The 14,445-nt window shown below is 67.7% G+C and carries 12 protein-coding genes; 5 read left to right on the top strand and 7 right to left on the bottom strand.

What is annotated here, in order from left to right; all coding sequences use genetic code 11:
* Nucleotides 1–8: 8 nt before the first annotated feature.
* Nucleotides 9–758 (top strand): SDR family oxidoreductase, encoded by a 750-nt coding sequence (locus tag CIW48_RS30770; protein WP_246695499.1) that lies wholly within the window; start codon nucleotides 9–11, stop codon nucleotides 756–758.
* Between the two features lie 66 nt (nucleotides 759–824).
* Nucleotides 825–1,061, top strand: coding sequence for a hypothetical protein (locus CIW48_RS34370; RefSeq protein ID WP_246695498.1), 237 nt, complete (start codon nucleotides 825–827; stop codon nucleotides 1,059–1,061).
* A gap of 114 nt (nucleotides 1,062–1,175) precedes the next feature.
* On the opposite strand, the gene CIW48_RS30765 is transcribed toward CIW48_RS34370, so the two are convergent.
* A complete protein-coding gene (locus tag CIW48_RS30765; RefSeq protein ID WP_149314188.1) occupies nucleotides 1,176–1,775 on the bottom strand; it encodes a TetR/AcrR family transcriptional regulator in 600 nt (199 codons plus the stop codon).
* 88 nt (nucleotides 1,776–1,863) lie between these two features.
* On the opposite strand from CIW48_RS30765, the gene CIW48_RS30760 reads away from it, so the two are divergent.
* Both CIW48_RS30760 and CIW48_RS30755 read left to right on the top strand, forming a co-directional pair.
* Nucleotides 1,864–3,123 (top strand): efflux RND transporter periplasmic adaptor subunit, encoded by a 1,260-nt coding sequence (locus CIW48_RS30760; RefSeq protein ID WP_149314187.1) that lies wholly within the window; start codon nucleotides 1,864–1,866, stop codon nucleotides 3,121–3,123.
* Between the two features lie 108 nt (nucleotides 3,124–3,231).
* Entirely contained in the window at nucleotides 3,232–6,426 is a 3,195-nt protein-coding gene (locus CIW48_RS30755; protein ID WP_149314186.1) for a multidrug efflux RND transporter permease subunit, read from the top strand.
* Nucleotides 6,427–6,865: 439 nt separating this feature from the next.
* On the opposite strand, the gene atzF is transcribed toward CIW48_RS30755, so the two are convergent.
* Genes atzF through CIW48_RS30730 form a run of 5 tightly spaced genes read right to left on the bottom strand, consistent with a single transcriptional unit; the run spans nucleotide 6,866 to nucleotide 12,207 of the window.
* Nucleotides 6,866–8,671, bottom strand: a complete 1,806-nt coding sequence (atzF, locus tag CIW48_RS30750; protein ID WP_149314185.1) for an allophanate hydrolase — start codon at nucleotides 8,669–8,671, stop codon at nucleotides 6,866–6,868.
* A gap of 32 nt (nucleotides 8,672–8,703) precedes the next feature.
* Nucleotides 8,704–9,618 (bottom strand): polysaccharide deacetylase family protein, encoded by a 915-nt coding sequence (locus CIW48_RS30745; RefSeq protein WP_149314196.1) that lies wholly within the window; start codon nucleotides 9,616–9,618, stop codon nucleotides 8,704–8,706.
* A complete protein-coding gene (locus tag CIW48_RS30740; protein ID WP_149314184.1) occupies nucleotides 9,618–10,400 on the bottom strand; it encodes an ABC transporter ATP-binding protein in 783 nt (260 codons plus the stop codon). Before CIW48_RS30740 ends, CIW48_RS30745 begins: the two co-directional genes overlap by 1 nt.
* Nucleotides 10,401–10,405: 5 nt before the next feature.
* Nucleotides 10,406–11,260: an ABC transporter permease gene (locus tag CIW48_RS30735; RefSeq protein WP_149314183.1), complete on the bottom strand. Its 855-nt coding sequence runs from the start codon at nucleotides 11,258–11,260 to the stop codon at nucleotides 10,406–10,408.
* The gene (locus CIW48_RS30730) at nucleotides 11,257–12,207 is read right to left on the bottom strand and encodes an NrtA/SsuA/CpmA family ABC transporter substrate-binding protein (protein ID WP_149314182.1); all 951 of its coding nucleotides are present in this window, start codon (nucleotides 12,205–12,207) and stop codon (nucleotides 11,257–11,259) included. The genes CIW48_RS30735 and CIW48_RS30730 overlap by 4 nt, the downstream gene beginning before the upstream one ends.
* A 117-nt stretch (nucleotides 12,208–12,324) precedes the next feature.
* Here CIW48_RS30730 and CIW48_RS30725 point away from each other — a divergent pair, with 117 nt between their 5' ends.
* A complete protein-coding gene (locus CIW48_RS30725) occupies nucleotides 12,325–13,221 on the top strand; it encodes a LysR family transcriptional regulator (RefSeq protein WP_149314181.1) in 897 nt (298 codons plus the stop codon).
* A gap of 139 nt (nucleotides 13,222–13,360) precedes the next feature.
* On the opposite strand, the gene CIW48_RS30720 is transcribed toward CIW48_RS30725, so the two are convergent.
* Nucleotides 13,361–14,350 carry an NAD(P)/FAD-dependent oxidoreductase gene (locus CIW48_RS30720; RefSeq protein WP_149314195.1) on the bottom strand — a complete coding sequence of 330 codons (990 nt, stop codon included), beginning with the start codon at nucleotides 14,348–14,350 and terminating at the stop codon, nucleotides 13,361–13,363.
* Nucleotides 14,351–14,445: the final 95 nt, after the last annotated feature.

Here is a 14,445-nt window from a genome sequence, read left to right as displayed (position 1 = left end):
GAGCGATGATGGCAGAGTTCCGAACAGCCCTGGTTGCGGGCGCAAACGGAATCATCGGCAAAGCGCTGATGCAGGAACTTGCGGCATCGGAGGGTTGGCACGCGCGTGCCCTCTCACGGCGGCCGCACGGATCGAGCGAGGCCATTGCGGCTGATCTGACCGATTCAGAAGCGACCCGCGCCGCCCTCGGTCAGGCCCGCGATACCACGCATCTGTTCTATGCCGCTCTCGCACCCCAACCGAGCCTTGCGGATGAGGACCGCGTGAACGGCGCGATGCTGCGCAACCTTCTCGATGGACTGGAAGCGGTCGGCGCCCCCCTGGAGCGCGTGGTTCTGTATCAGGGCGCGAAGGTCTACGGTGTCCATCTCGGCCCCGTTCCAGCGCCGTTCTACGAAGACGAGAACCCACGCCACATCGGGCCGAACTTCTACTTCACGCAAGAAGATGAGTTGCGGAGTCGGGCGGATCGCGGCGGGGCCGCTTGGTCTATCCTCCGTCCCGACGTGGTGGTTGGCGATGCCGCCGGCAACGCCATGAACATCGCCACGGTGATCGGCGCCTACGCCGCCTTGTGCAGGGTGGAAGGCGCCGCGTTCCGTTTCCCAGGGCCGGCCCACGTCTACGAGAGTGTGTTTGCCCAGGTGACGGATTCCGGCGCGCTCAGCCGGGCAAGCCTCTGGGCCGCGACATCCGATGCCGCGCGCGGCGAGGCCTTCAACTACGTGCACGAGCCCTTCCGGTGGCGGCGGGTCTAGGAGAAGCTTGGCGTTGCGCTCGATCTGCCGGTCGGGCCGCCGGTTCCGATGCGCCTGGCCGTCCACATGGCGAGCAAGAAGCCGGTCTGGACGCGACTAGCGGCAGAACAGGGCCTGAGCGACCTGCCCTTCGAGAGGGCGGTCGGCTGGAGCTTCGGCGATTTCGTGTTTCACAGCGACTTCGATCTGGTCTCCGACATGGGCAAGATCCGGCGCGCGGGTTTTGGTGAGAGCATGGACAGCGTCGAGGCCTTGGTCGCCGCTATTCGCCGCTTGCAAGAGGCGAAGGTGCTGCCGCGCTAGGACCAAAGGCTCGGGTAGCAGGACATTCCTCGGCTTGACTTGATTGGCCCCGACGAAACCGACGAAGATACGCTGGTGGTACGACGAAGGACCGTCAGCCGATTGTCCTGGTCCTCATGGGGATCGGCTTCCTGTGAAAGCTTGCAGAGATACGCGGGCGACCTCCCGCAGCGCCTCGCGGTCGGCGCCCGAGGAAGCCAGGACACCCATGCCCGAGGCAACGGTCGATAGGAACCGCGCCAGTGCAGCCGGGTCGGCCTCCGCCGGCAGATCCCCGGTCTGCTTGGCCTGAAGGAATCGCTCGCGGAGCTCCGTCTCCGTCTGCGCGCGCCGGGTCGCCAATTCGAACGGGATGTTCTCCGAGCCCGCCCCGCAGGCGAGCCCGCCCTGGACCAGGAGGCAACCGGGCGGATTGGCGGGATCGGTATGGCTCTCGGCGATGCTGCCCAGGAAGCGCTCGGCCACGTCGCGCGCCGTGGCCCCTGCCAGAACGAAGCGCATGTGTTCCGAGCGCCGCTGCGCGTAACGATCGAGGGCGGCCTTCAGCAGGCCCTCCTTGCTGCCGAACGCCGCGTAGAGGCTGGGCGGCTTGATGCCCATGGCCTTCGTCAGCATGGCGAGGCTCGCGCCGTCGTAGCCGTGCCGCCAGAACACCTCCATCGCCTCTTCGAGGGCCTTGTCCGTGTCGAAGGACCGGGGCCGCCCCATCACCATTGTCCGCGCACTCCAACTTTTGTATCGAGTGGTAGATAAGTCACTTGACGCCCTGCGTCCATGCCGACATGTGTAGCGAGCTATACAGATGTCGGAGTCGCTCGTGGAATCCCAGCCTCGTTCCGTACAGGGTCTCGCACGCGTCAGGCGCTTCGCCGCCGGAGGGCTCGCGATCGGGTCCCTGTTCGGGGCAGCCTACCATGTCGCGCCCACGTCGCTGATCAGGGGCAGTGAGGCGATTGCGGCCACGCCGCCCGTCGAGACGGCCATGCCGGCTTCGGTCGCGACCGTCGAGCCGCGCGAGGTCATCCTCTGGGACGAATTCTCGGGCCGGCTGGAGGCGGTCGATCGCATCGAGGTGCGGGCCCGCGTCGGCGGCGCGATCCAGGCCACGCATTTCGCGGAAGGCGAGCTGGTCAAGGCCGGGGACGTGCTGGTGACAATCGATCCCGCACCTTACGCGGCGGAGGTCCGGCGGCTGGAAGCCCAAGTAGCGGGCACCGAGGCGCGCGTTGCCATGACGGCAAGCGACCTCGAACGCGGGCAGAGGTTGTCGGATCAGCATATCGTCACGGCGCGCGACCTCGACGTTCGAGCCAACGCGTTCAAGGAGGCGAAGGCGAGCCTTGATGCCGCGCAGGCGGCGCTGGAGGCGGCACGCCTGAACCTCGGCTACACTCAAGTCCGGGCTGCCGTGAGCGGTCGCGTCGGACGGCGCGAGATCACGCCGGGCAACCTCGTTGCGACCGGCGCTGGGGCTGCGGTACTGACCACGCTGGTCTCGGTCGATCCCGTTTACGCAAGCTTCGATGCGGACGAGGGCGTCGTCCTGAAGGCGCTGGCGTCGATCGCGGATCCGGCCGGTGGCCGCGGCAAGCTCGACCGCATCCCCGTGGAGATGGCGACGGCCGATGGCACGCGGGCCAAGGGGCATCTGCAGTTCATCGACAACAAGGTCGATGCCCGCAGCGGCACGGTTCGCGTGCGCGCGACCTTCTCCAACAGCGACGGCCGCCTGATCCCCGGGCAGTTCGCGCGGATGCGGCTCGGTCAGGCCGCACCGGAGCGCCTTCTCCTCGTCGACGAGCGCGCGATCGGCACCGATCAGGATAAGAAGTTCGTGCTCGTGGTCGGCGCGGACGACCGAGCCATGTTTCGGGCCGTCACCCTCGGCAGGGCCGTCGAGGGATTGCGCGTCGTGACCTCCGGCCTGTCCGGCGGCGAGCGTATCGTGGTCAACGGGCTGCAGCGCATCCGGCCCGGCACCCTCCTGCACCCCGAAGCCGTGGCGATGGGAACGCGTCCGGACGGTACCGCGTCCGGGACGAGCAAGCTCGCCCAGCGCTGACGGACTGCGCCTCGCCCGGCCGACCAGAAGTCCCGACGCAATGATTACGGCGACCCGCTCGCGGCGGCCGCCCTGTCGACCTTTGACCTCGCGCCCTCGGAGGGCGGCATGAACCTCTCCAAGTTCTTCATCGATCGCCCGATTTTTGCGGGCGTCCTCTCGATGCTCATCTTCATCGGTGGCCTGCTTTCGCTCTTCGCGATGCCGATCTCCGAGTATCCAGACGTGGTGCCACCGTCCGTGGTCGTCCGGGCGACCTTCCCGGGCGCGAACCCCAAGGTCATCGTCGAGACCGTGGCGACGCCCATCGAGGAGCAGATCAACGGCGTCGAGGGCATGCTCTACATGTCGAGCCAAGCCACGACGGACGGCATCATGACGCTGACCGTCACATTCCGGCTGGGCACCGACCCCGACAAGGCGCAGCAGCTCGTCCAGAACCGGGTCTCACAGGCCGAGCCGCGCCTGCCGGCTGTGGTGCGCCAACTCGGCATCGTCACGGTGAAGAGTTCCCCCGACCTGACCATGGTGGTGCATCTCGTCTCGCCCAACGGGCGCTACGACATGACCTACCTGCGCAACTACGCGGTGCTGAACATCAAGGACCGCCTGGCGCGGCTCGACGGCGTCGGACAGGTTCAGCTCTTCGGCTCCGGCGACTACGCGATGCGGATCTGGCTCGACCCGCAGAAGGTGGCCGAGCACGGGCTGTCCGCCGGCGACGTCGTGCGCGAGATCCAGGCCCAGAACGTCGAGGCCGCGGCCGGCGTCATCGGCGCCTCGCCGGCCGTCCCGGGCCTCGACCTGCAGCTCTCGCTCAATGCCGAGGGTCGCTTGAGCAGCGAGGAGCAATTCGGCGACATCGTCGTCAAGACGGGAGCAGACGGCGCCATCACCCGGCTTCGCGACGTCGCGCGGATCGAACTCGGAGCCTCCGACTACGCCCTCCGCTCCCTCCTCGACAACAAGTCGGCGGTCGCGATTCCGATCTCCCAATCTCCCGGCTCGAACGCGATCCGGATCTCGGACGAGGTCCGCCGCACCATGGCGGAGATCAAGCAGACCATGCCGGAGGGGGTGGACTATCAGATCGTCTACGATCCGACCCAGTTCGTGCGCGCCTCCATCGAGGCGGTGATCCACACCCTGTTGGAGGCCATCGCCCTCGTCGTCCTCGTGGTGATCCTGTTCCTGCAGACGTGGCGGGCCTCGATCATCCCGCTGCTGGCCGTGCCGGTCTCGATCGTCGGCACCTTCGCGGTGATGCATGTCTTCGGCTTCTCGATCAACGCGCTGAGCCTCTTCGGCCTGGTGCTCGCCATCGGCATCGTCGTCGATGACGCCATCGTCGTCGTGGAGAACGTCGAGCGGAACATCGAGAGCGGGCTGTCACCGCGGGAAGCCAGCTACCAGGCCATGCGTGAGGTCTCGGGCCCCATCATCGCCATCGCGCTGGTGCTCGTCGCCGTCTTTGTGCCACTGGCCTTCATCAGCGGGCTCACCGGCCAGTTCTACAAGCAGTTCGCTCTGACCATCGCGATCTCGACGGTGATCTCGGCCATCAACTCCCTGACCCTCTCACCGGCCCTCTCCGCCCTCCTGCTGAAGGATCATCACGCCCCGAAGGACCGACTGACCCGAATTCTCGACGGGCTTCTCGGCTGGTTCTTCCGCCGGTTCAACCGCGCCTTCGGGCGAGCCTCGAACGGATACGGAAGCGGCGTCGGCTTCGTCGTGTCGCGCAAGGCGACGATGATGGTCCTCTATGTCCTGCTCGTCGGCCTGACCGCCGTTCTGTTCCGTCAGATCCCGGGCGGCTTCGTGCCGGGGCAGGATAAACAATACCTCGTGGGTTTCGCGCAGCTGCCCGACGGCGCCACCCTCGACCGGACCGAAGAGGTGATCCGCCGCATGAGCGAGATTGCGCTCAAGGAGCCCGGCGTCGAAAGCGCCGTCGCCTTCCCCGGCCTCTCGATCAACGGGTTCACCAACAGCTCCAACTCGGGGATCGTGTTCTCGACCTTGAAGCCTTTCGACGAGCGCAAGGATCCCTCCTTGAATGGAGCGGCCATCGCGCAGTCGCTGAACAGAAAGTACGCCGCAATTCCCGAAGCCTTCATCGCGATGTTCCCGCCACCGCCCGTCAACGGGCTCGGGACCATCGGCGGCTTCAAGCTGCAGATCGAGGATCGGGCCGGCCTCGGCTACGAGGCGCTGAATGATGCCACCAAGGCGTTCATGGCCAAGGCCGCCCAGACGCCCGAACTCGTCGGATTGTTCTCCAGCTTCCAGATGAACGTGCCGCAGCTCTTCGCCGACGTCGATCGGACGAAGGCTCGCCAGCTCAACATACCGGTCACGGACATCTTCGACACGCTTCAGATCTATCTCGGATCTCTCTATGTGAACGACTTCAACAAGTTCGGCCGGACCTACTCAGTGCGTGTGCAGGCCGACGCGCCCTTCCGAGCGCGCTCGGACGATGTCGGGTTGCTGAAAGTCAGGGCCGGCACCGGCGAAATGGTTCCGCTCTCAGCCCTGCTGCGCGTCCGCCAGACCGCGGGCCCAGAGCGGGCTATGCGCTACAACGGCTTCCTGTCAGCCGACATCAATGCCGGTGCAGCGCCCGGCTATTCGTCGGGTCAGGCTCAGGCCGCCGCCATGCGCATCGCGGCCGAGACTCTGCCGCGCGGTTTCGCCTTCGAATGGACGGATCTTACGTATCAGGAATTCATCGCGGGCAATTCCGGGGTTTGGGTTTTCCCGCTGGCGCTGCTCCTGGTCTTCCTCGTGCTGGCTGCGCAGTATGAAAGCCTCGCCCTTCCGCTGGCGATCCTGCTGATCGTGCCGATGGGCCTGCTGGCCGCCATGTTCGGTGTATGGTTGTCGGCAGGCGACAACAACGTGTTCACGCAGATCGGCCTCATCGTGTTGGTCGGCCTTTCGGCCAAGAACGCCATCCTGATCGTGGAGTTCGCGCGCGAGCTGGAATTCGCCGGTCGCACGCCGCTTCAGGCGGCCATCGAGGCGAGCCGCCTCCGACTGCGTCCGATCCTGATGACGTCGATGGCCTTCATCATGGGTGTCCTACCCCTGGTGACCGCGACGGGCGCCGGCTCGGAGATGCGACGCGCGATGGGCGTCGCGGTATTCTCGGGCATGATCGGCGTGACTGCGTTCGGCCTGTTCCTGACGCCGGTCTTCTACGTGCTGCTGCGTCGGTTGAGCGGCAACAGGCCCCTCAAGCAGCAAGGCAACAGCACGGCTGTTCTATCTGAAAGCAGCATCGCGGAAGCCGCGTAGCCGATGCAGCGGGTCGGTCGATCGGGTCCCGACCCACTTGGCGCGAGTCCAATCCGTCCTCTTCGGAACCGCCCCGTTCTCGGAACCTCAGGACGTCCGTGTCTCCGGGCCTGCGGCCACATCAAAGCTTGAACCTGAAGCGACGACACCGATTCCAAAATGTGCATACAATGCAAATTCTTCACGCGCCGAGGATTGTTGCCGAACGTGGCCGCAGCCCACCCGGCAACCTGCTCGATCTCGCCAAGCTCTGAGCAGATCTGCAGAAAAAACTATCGTTCGGTTCTGATTGCGACCCGACAGAACCTTACAGGAGCGGCGGCTCGCAGGTCGCGCACGGAGCGCGTTTGATTGCTCGGCCAATTGAGAACAGGGGTCGACAGAGCCACGTGCACCGTCAATCCCCGAGGTCCAGAGGCAGGCGTCAGCGAAGCGTCGGTTACGCCGCCGCCCGGCTGGCCATGTAGTGGCGCCAGCCGCCGAACCGCGTGATATCGACCGCACCCGCGACGCCGGCCGCCTCCACGAGGAAGCCCTTCGGCGCGGTCCCGTCGGCGAGCCGTAGAGTGCCGATGCCGAGCGGCTCCGGGATGCCGGCCACGAAGGTCCCGAACGCAGAAGGGGGCAACGCCCATACCTCGGTCTCGATCGCACCACCTTCGTCGACGGCCACCCGAAGCAGCCCGGGACGATGCGGCGGGCCGCCGGGCAAGGCGTAGAGGCGGTAATCCGGTCGAGTCACCACCGTCCGCAAGTACCGTGCCCCGTGCTCGGCGAGTTCGCGATTTAGGGGCAGACCCGACAGATGCGCCCCGACGACAGCCAGCTCGAACTCGCCGGGCTGCGCCTGGGCCGGACCCGGTTCCGCGGCCGGCACAGGATACGCCCCGGCGCCGATCCGGACAGCGGCGGCGGCATGCAGACGCGCACCCAGGGTGGCGAGCAGCCCGTCACACCCGCGCGGCGCGAGCAGGGTGAGCCCGGACGGAAAGCTGTCGGCGCGGGGCCGCCCCGGGATTGCGAGGGCGCACCAGTCGAGCAGGTTGACGAAGTTGGTGTAGGTGCCGAGTTCGCTGTTCGGCCCGATCGGGTCGGCGACCACCGACGCGCAGGTCTGCGGGCGCGGATAGGTCGGTACGGCGAGGACATCAATGTGGTCCCAGATCGCGCTCGCGTCGCGACGCAGCTCCGCCAGGCGGTAGAGGCCCGCGAAGGCGTCCGCGGCGCTGTATCGCTCGGCGGCGGCAATAACCGCCCGCGTCGTCGGGTGCAGGATCTCTGGGCGGGTCACCATCACCGGGCGGATCGCCGCGTAGCGCTCGGCCACCCATGGCCCGTCGTAGAGCAGGCTCGCGACAGCGAACATCGGGCTCAGGTCGATCGGCACTCCGGTGCCGACGAGCGGTTCGAGGTCGGCGACTGATGCCGCGAAGGCCGCTTCCGAGAGCCCGTCACCCCCGAAATAGAGGCTCGCCGCGTCCGGCAGGCCCAGGCGCAGTCCCGCCGGTATCCCGGCCGACGCCGCAGCCACCGGCAGCGTCCGTGACCAGGGATCGGCACCGTCGAATGCCACCATGACCCGGAAGGCCGCGTCGGCGTCGGCGACCGTGCCGGCGAAGACCGAGATCGTGTCGAGAGTCCGGCAGGCCGGTAGCATCCCGCGGCTGGAGACCGCCCCGAGGGAGGGCTTCAGCCCGACGACGTTGTTGAGCGCCGCCGGCACCCGGCCCGAGCCTGCCGTGTCGGTCCCGAGGGCGAATGATACGATTCCGTGGGCCACCGCGACCGCCGAACCGCTGCTGGACCCCCCAGGCACATAGGCCGGATCGATGGCGTTACGCGGGGCGGGATAGGGAGTCCGCAGGCCGACGAGCCCAGTGGCGAACTGGTCGAGGTTGGTCTTGCCGATCAGGATCGCCCCGGCGTCGAGGAGGCGCGCGACCGCGGGCGCGGTCTCGGCGGGGGTATGGGCGAAATCCGGGCAGGCGGCGGTGGTCGGCAGGCCGGCGATGTCGACATTGTCCTTCACGGCGAAGGGCACGCCCCAGAGCGGCTTCGCCGCGGGGTCGAAAGGCGGGAGTGCGGCCGCTGCCGCCAGCGCCTCGGGCTCCGGCACCAGCGCGAGGAAGATACCGGGATCATCGACCGCCGCGATCCGTCGATAGGCCTCGGCCACGACGGCACGCGGGTCGAGGCCGTCGGCATAGGCGGCGTGCAGGAGCGAGATAGTTGGGAAGGGGGGCACAGCGGCTCCTCAGCTCAGGCCGGCACGGAAATTTACGACACGTCGCCGGCGGCGCTGTACCAGTCGAGGATCTCGGCCCCTTGCATGAAAACCGCGTCGCTGCGCGCCAGGATGGCATCGAGCAGCCGCTCCAGCAGGCCGATCCGGTGTGGAACGCCGGTGATGTAGGGGTGGATCGCGAAGCCCATCACCTTGGCGCCCCCAAGGGGCCCAGAACCGGTGGCCTCCGCGGCAAGGCGGTCGAGATTGGCGAGCGCCCGCTCCACGAACTCGTCGGCCCGGTGATGCTGGATGGCGAGCAGCGTGATGTCGTTCAGCTCGACAGAGTAAGGGAGGGCCACAAGAGGCCCGGTGCGCGTCGCCACCCGGCACGGACGGTCGTCGACCACGAAGTCGCCGACATACTCGATGCCAGCCTCGTGCAGGTGATCGGGCGTGTCGAGAGTCTCGGTGAGACCCGGCCCGAGCCAACCACGCGGCGGACGCCCGGTGACCTCGGTGATCGCCGCCACCGTGCGGGCGATAATCCCGGGCTGGTCCTCGACCCGGTGGGTCGGGACTTGGTGGAAACCGTGAGCCATGAACTCCCAGCCGGCCGTGTGGGCGGCCTCGGCGATGCGGGGATAGGCTGCGCAGACCGAGCCGTTGATCGACAGGGTCGGGCGGATGCCGCGGCTCGTGAACGCCTCGAGGAAGCGCCAGACGCCGACCCGCATGCCGTATTCGTGCCAAGCCCAGTTCGGGATGTCGGGCAGCAGACTCGCGCCGGTCGGCGGCACCAGGATCTGGCGCGGCATCGGATGGTCGATCAGCCAGTGCTCGACATTGACCACGGGCCAGACGGCGACCTGCTTGCCCGCGGGCAGGGTGATCCGAGGCCGGTCAATGGCGGCGCAATAGGCGAGCCGGTTCTCAGGCCGGCGGGGATCGTCGAACGTGGTCTCCATCACGCCGCGACCCGCGGCGCGTGGTGACTGTGAAGCTGGGCCGCGAGCATCCGGCGGAGGTCGTTGAAGGCCGGGCTGGACACGTCCCGGCGCCGCGGAAGGTCGACCTCATGCACCGCCTCGATACGGCCGGGACCGGGCGACATCATCACGATGCGGTCGGCGAGGAAGATCGCTTCCTCGATGGCGTGGGTCACGAACAGGATCGTGAGCCCCGTGCGGGACCAGAGATCAAGCAGCTCGTCCTGCAGTCGCTCCCGGGTCATGGCGTCGAGCGCGCCGAAGGGTTCGTCCATCAACAGCACCTCGGCCTCGTTGGCGAGCACCCGGGCGATGGCGACGCGCTGCTTCATCCCGCCGGAGAGCTGGTGCGGATAGGCGTCGGCGAAAGCCTGGAGCCCGACCAGGGCAATGTAGCGCTCGGCGGCGTCGCGCACCTCTGCGGCGGGCCGCCCGCGCGCCTTGGGGCCGAAGCCGATATTGTCGCGCACCGAGAGCCACGGGAACAGGCCGTAATCCTGGAAGACCATACCGCGGCTCGGCCCCGGCCCCGCGATGGGCTTGCCCCACATCAGGGCCCGTCCGGAACTCGGGGCCTCGAAGCCTGCGGCGACCCGCAGCAGCGTCGACTTTCCACAGCCCGAAGCGCCGAGCAGGCAGACGAATTCGCCACGGGACACTGTGAGGTTCGCTTCGCGCAGAGCCTCCGTCCGTCGCCCGCCCGCCGCGTAGGTTTTCGAGACCGCGCACATGTCGAGGATCGGGATCGTGGGGTCAGCCATCGGTCTCAGCCATGATTGGGACTCCAGGCGAGCAGGCGGCGTCCGAGCCGCATGACCAGCCAGTCGGAGACGAAGCCCGCGACGCCGATCACGGCCATGCCGCAGATCACAATCTCGGTGCGCGAGAGCTGGCGCGCCTCCATGATGATCGCGCCGAGGCCGGTCTGGACGCCGGTCATCTCGCCGACCACGATCACCACCCAGGCGAAGCCGAGGCCGAGCCGAAGGCCGGTGAAGATCGATGGCAGCGCCGCAGGCAGTACCACCCGGACGAATTGCGCCGGCCCGGTGCAGCCGAGCATCGCGGCCGCCTCGAACAGGCGCGGTTCCACCGAGCGTACCCCGAACACCGTGTTGACCAGGATCGGGTAGAACGCCCCGAGGAACACGAGGAAGAAGGCCGAGCGCGGCCCGAGGCCGAACAGGATCATGGCGAGCGGCAGCCACGCCGTGACCGGGACCGGCCGCAGGACCTGCAGGACGGGATCGAGGAGCGCGCGGACCACCGGGACGCGGCCGATCAGCAGACCGAGCGGCAGGGCTGCGGCAGCCGCGAATGCGAAGCCGCCGTAGACGCGACTCAGCGACGCCGCGAGATGGGTCCACAGAGTGCCGCTGAAGGCATCGTCGTTGATGCCACCGATGGCGAGGTCCCGCAGCTCGGCCCAGACCTCTGCGGGAGGCGGGATCAGGCTGTAGGGCCGGCCGGCGGTGGTGAACTGCCAGATCGCGACGAGCGCGGCCGGCACCACGCAGGCGAGCGCCAGTCCACGCAGGCGGGCGAGCCCGAGTCCGGCCCGACGGGCGGGGGCCGGTGGCACCGTCGCCGGCAGGGCGCCGACCTCGATCCCGGTGCTCACGCCCGCCCCATCGCGTCGACGAAGCGGGTGTCGATGAAGCCCGGCTCGGGCAGTCGCTTGATCTGCTTCAGAGCGAGCATGTGCTGCGCGTAGGCGCCAGCCTGCCGGACCTCGTCCGGCCCCAGACGCCAGGTCAGCTCGACATTCGGGGCCGAGAGTTCCAGCGCCTCGCGCTTCTGCCCGAGCTTGGCCACCGCCATGGCGATCATGGCGTTGCGATCGCCGGCGGCGAAGTCCGTGGCCTTGCGATGGATCTCCAGCATGGTCCGGACGAGGTCCGGTCGCTCGGCCAGCGTGTCGCGGTGAGCACCGAACACCATGTTCAGGGCGCCCATCTCGGTGCCGTAAGGATACTCGACAAGCTGGCCCACGCCCGAGGCGAGGCTGACGCCGGGGCCTGGCTCGGCACCGACATAGGCGTCGACGTCGCCGCGGGCGAGCGCGATGTGCATCTCCGAGAAGGAGACCCGCACGGGGGTGATGTCTTTCACGGAGAGACCCTCCATGCGCATCCGCTCCAGGACGAAGACCTCCTGGGTGCTGCCGGGCCAGATCGCGACCCGCTTGCCCCGCAAGTCCTTGATGGCGCGGATGTCGGAGTCCTTCCTGGCGATCACCGCCATCCCGCGGTTGCAGGTGGAAGCGATGACCGCAAGGGGCTCGCCCGCCGCAGCGCCCAGCGTCGCCGCTGCAATGCCGAAGGTGCCGAAATCGACCGACTTGGTGACGACGGCGTTCTTGCACTCGGTGGGGCTCTCGAACGGCACCACCTCCACTGTTACGCCAGCGGGCGTGAAGCGCTCGTAGAAGCTCGGCGCGATCGAGTGAATCAGCTTGAGCGAGCCCATCCGGATCGTGACGGGGGCGCCCTGAGCGCGCGCGCCCGACAGAGGACCGAAGGCGAGACCGGCCCCGAGACCGGCCAGGAGGGTACGGCGGCGGATCATCGAACGGCTCCTGCAGGCTCCCGACGTCCCGACGCTAGGGGCGGCTCCTGTTGCAAGGAAGTGCTATTATCTGAGCGTGCCGTTGCATTTATCGCAACAGGGACACAGGATGCCGGCGTGAAACACCTGCGCACCGTCACTTACGTCGCCGAGGTCGCCCGCGCCGGCTCAATCCGGCGCGCCGCGGAGCGGCTGAACCTGACACCTTCGGCCTTGACTCGACAGATTCAGGACCTCGAATACGAACTCGGCACGCCGATCTTCGAACGCCTGCCGCAGGGGATGCGGCTCAATGCAGCCGGCGAGCTTTTCGCCCGCCACATCCGCGACCAAGCGGCCGATCTCGACCGGGTCCGCTCGCAGATCGCGGATCTGTCGGGGGTGCGGCGGGGTCACGTGTCGCTCGCCTGCAGCCAAGCCTTCGTCACGCAGGTCGTGCCGGAGGAGGTCGAAGCCTACCGCGCTCGTTTCCCGCAAGTCGGCTTTACGGTACAGGTGCGCGACCACGCGCAGGCGGTGACCGCCCTGGTTGCGTTCGAAGCGGATCTCGCCTTGATCCTGCAGCCGCCACCCTCGGCGGAGCTGCACCCGCTCTATTCCGGTCATCAGACCCTGTGTGCGCTGATGCGCAGGAGCCACGCGCTGGCGGCGGACATTGGGCCGGTGCGGCTGCGTGACTGCCTCGCCCATGCTCTTGCGCTGCCCGACCGGTCGCTGGCCATCCGCCATCACATCGAGCACGCGCTGGCCCGCCGCGGCGTCGAGCTGCGGCCGGTGGTCGAGTCCGGCTCGCTGGAATTCCTGCGTAATCTCACCCTGCGAGAGGATGTGATCAGCCTGCAGGTTCCCAGCGGCATCCCGGAGGATCCGCGCCTGCACAGCCGGCCGATCGACGCCCGCGACCTCACTCCGATGACACTGGTCCTCGCGCAGTTGCGCGGGCGATCACTCTCCGTCGCTGCGGCGAAGTTTGCCGATCAGCTTGTTGCTCGCCTCAACCGGAACTCTGCCTAGCGTCTGTCGTCGCCCGAACCATCTGACGGAGCATGCGCTTTGTGCCTCCTTTCGGGGGAGGGACGATGCTGAGCAAGGCGCGATGGGACTGTTCCTGAGAACGGCAGCGTGGTCCAGCAGTTGAGCGCTGCGGGACAGATCAGGCGCGATCGGAGTTCGCCGCCCCTCCGTCGACCTCCTCCTCGGTGGGAAGCTCGCAACGGTTATGGATGTCGGTGGCTGCGACCGCGCCGTGGCCCATGGCGACCACGATCTGGTCGAGCCCCCGCACGACCCCGCCGGCCGCGTACAGGCCCGGTACCGTCGTGCGGTTGTGCTCGTCGACGATCAGCGCGTTGGTCCCGTCGTGTTGTGCCCCGAGAGCGACCGCGAGTTTGGAGCGGATCCGCAAGCCGAGAGCCGAGTAGAGCACCTCGAAGCGGTGCTCAGTGCCGCAGGCCGTGCGCAACAGCGTGAGCCGGGACCCCTCGATGGTGAGATCGACGACCGGTTCGCGGACGATCTTGATGCCGTGCTGCGCCACGCGCTCGGCTCCAGTCGCATCGAGGTCCATGACCTGGCCTAAGGTCATCAACGTCACGTCGCGAGAGTAGGTGCGCGCGACGAAGATTGCTTCGCCGAGGCCCCTTTCGCCGTGGCCGATCACCGCGATGCGCCGGCCCCGCGCCTCGTAACCATCGCAGATCGGACAGTAGCGAACCAGCCCGCGCCGGACTGCGTCGGGCAGGTCGGGGAAGCTGGGCTCGATGTCATCCGCGCCCGTCGCGAGCAGGACCCGACGCGTGCGGACCTCGATTGCATCCTCGCTTCCGGTCATCTCCACCGTGGCGACGAAGCCGCCCTTCGCCTTGCGCAGGTCTCTGACGATCCCTGGCGCTACATGGAAGCCGTAGCGGGCGAGGTGTTCGCGCTGACGTTCCAGGAGCTCCTTGCCGGAGAGTCCGTCGGCAAAGACTGGGACATTGTGGCTTATCGGGATCCAGGAGGCACGGGAATCGCCCGCATCCACGACCATGAACCGGCGTTCGAAGCGGGCAAGGTATAGCGCGGCCGTCAGGCCTGCCGGCCCTCCCCCAACGATCAGGCAATCGAGCGGTGCGTCCGCGGGTTTGGTGCAGAGTTCGGCCATCGATCCACCTTCACCAAGCTCGTCCCGCAGCACGGCCATCGCCAGGCAGCCACAGATCCTGCGAGCTGCGACCAAGCGTGCATCATCCGGAACAC

Source organism: Methylobacterium sp. P1-11 (assembly GCF_008329595.1).
GTDB lineage: Bacteria > Pseudomonadota > Alphaproteobacteria > Rhizobiales > Beijerinckiaceae > Methylobacterium.
The sequence above is the reverse complement of the archived record's forward strand: the minus strand, read 5'-3'. Positions and strand labels throughout refer to the sequence as shown.

Bases quoted from the DNA above. Each gene is read 5' to 3' on its own strand.
- CIW48_RS30745 (WP_149314196.1), bottom strand. From the start codon at position 9,618: ATGGAGACCACGTTCGACGATCCCCGCCGGCCTGAGAACCGGCTCGCC.
- CIW48_RS30770 (WP_246695499.1), top strand. From the start codon at position 9: ATGGCAGAGTTCCGAACAGCCCTGGTTGCGGGCGCAAACGGAATCATC.
- CIW48_RS34370 (WP_246695498.1), top strand. From the start codon at position 825: ATGGCGAGCAAGAAGCCGGTCTGGACGCGACTAGCGGCAGAACAGGGC.
- CIW48_RS30765 (WP_149314188.1), bottom strand. From the start codon at position 1,775: ATGGTGATGGGGCGGCCCCGGTCCTTCGACACGGACAAGGCCCTCGAA.
- CIW48_RS30740 (WP_149314184.1), bottom strand. From the start codon at position 10,400: ATGGCTGACCCCACGATCCCGATCCTCGACATGTGCGCGGTCTCGAAA.
- CIW48_RS30755 (WP_149314186.1), top strand. From the start codon at position 3,232: ATGAACCTCTCCAAGTTCTTCATCGATCGCCCGATTTTTGCGGGCGTC.
- CIW48_RS30720 (WP_149314195.1), bottom strand. From the start codon at position 14,350: ATGGCCGAACTCTGCACCAAACCCGCGGACGCACCGCTCGATTGCCTG.
- CIW48_RS30760 (WP_149314187.1), top strand. From the start codon at position 1,864: ATGTCGGAGTCGCTCGTGGAATCCCAGCCTCGTTCCGTACAGGGTCTC.
- CIW48_RS30730 (WP_149314182.1), bottom strand. From the start codon at position 12,207: ATGATCCGCCGCCGTACCCTCCTGGCCGGTCTCGGGGCCGGTCTCGCC.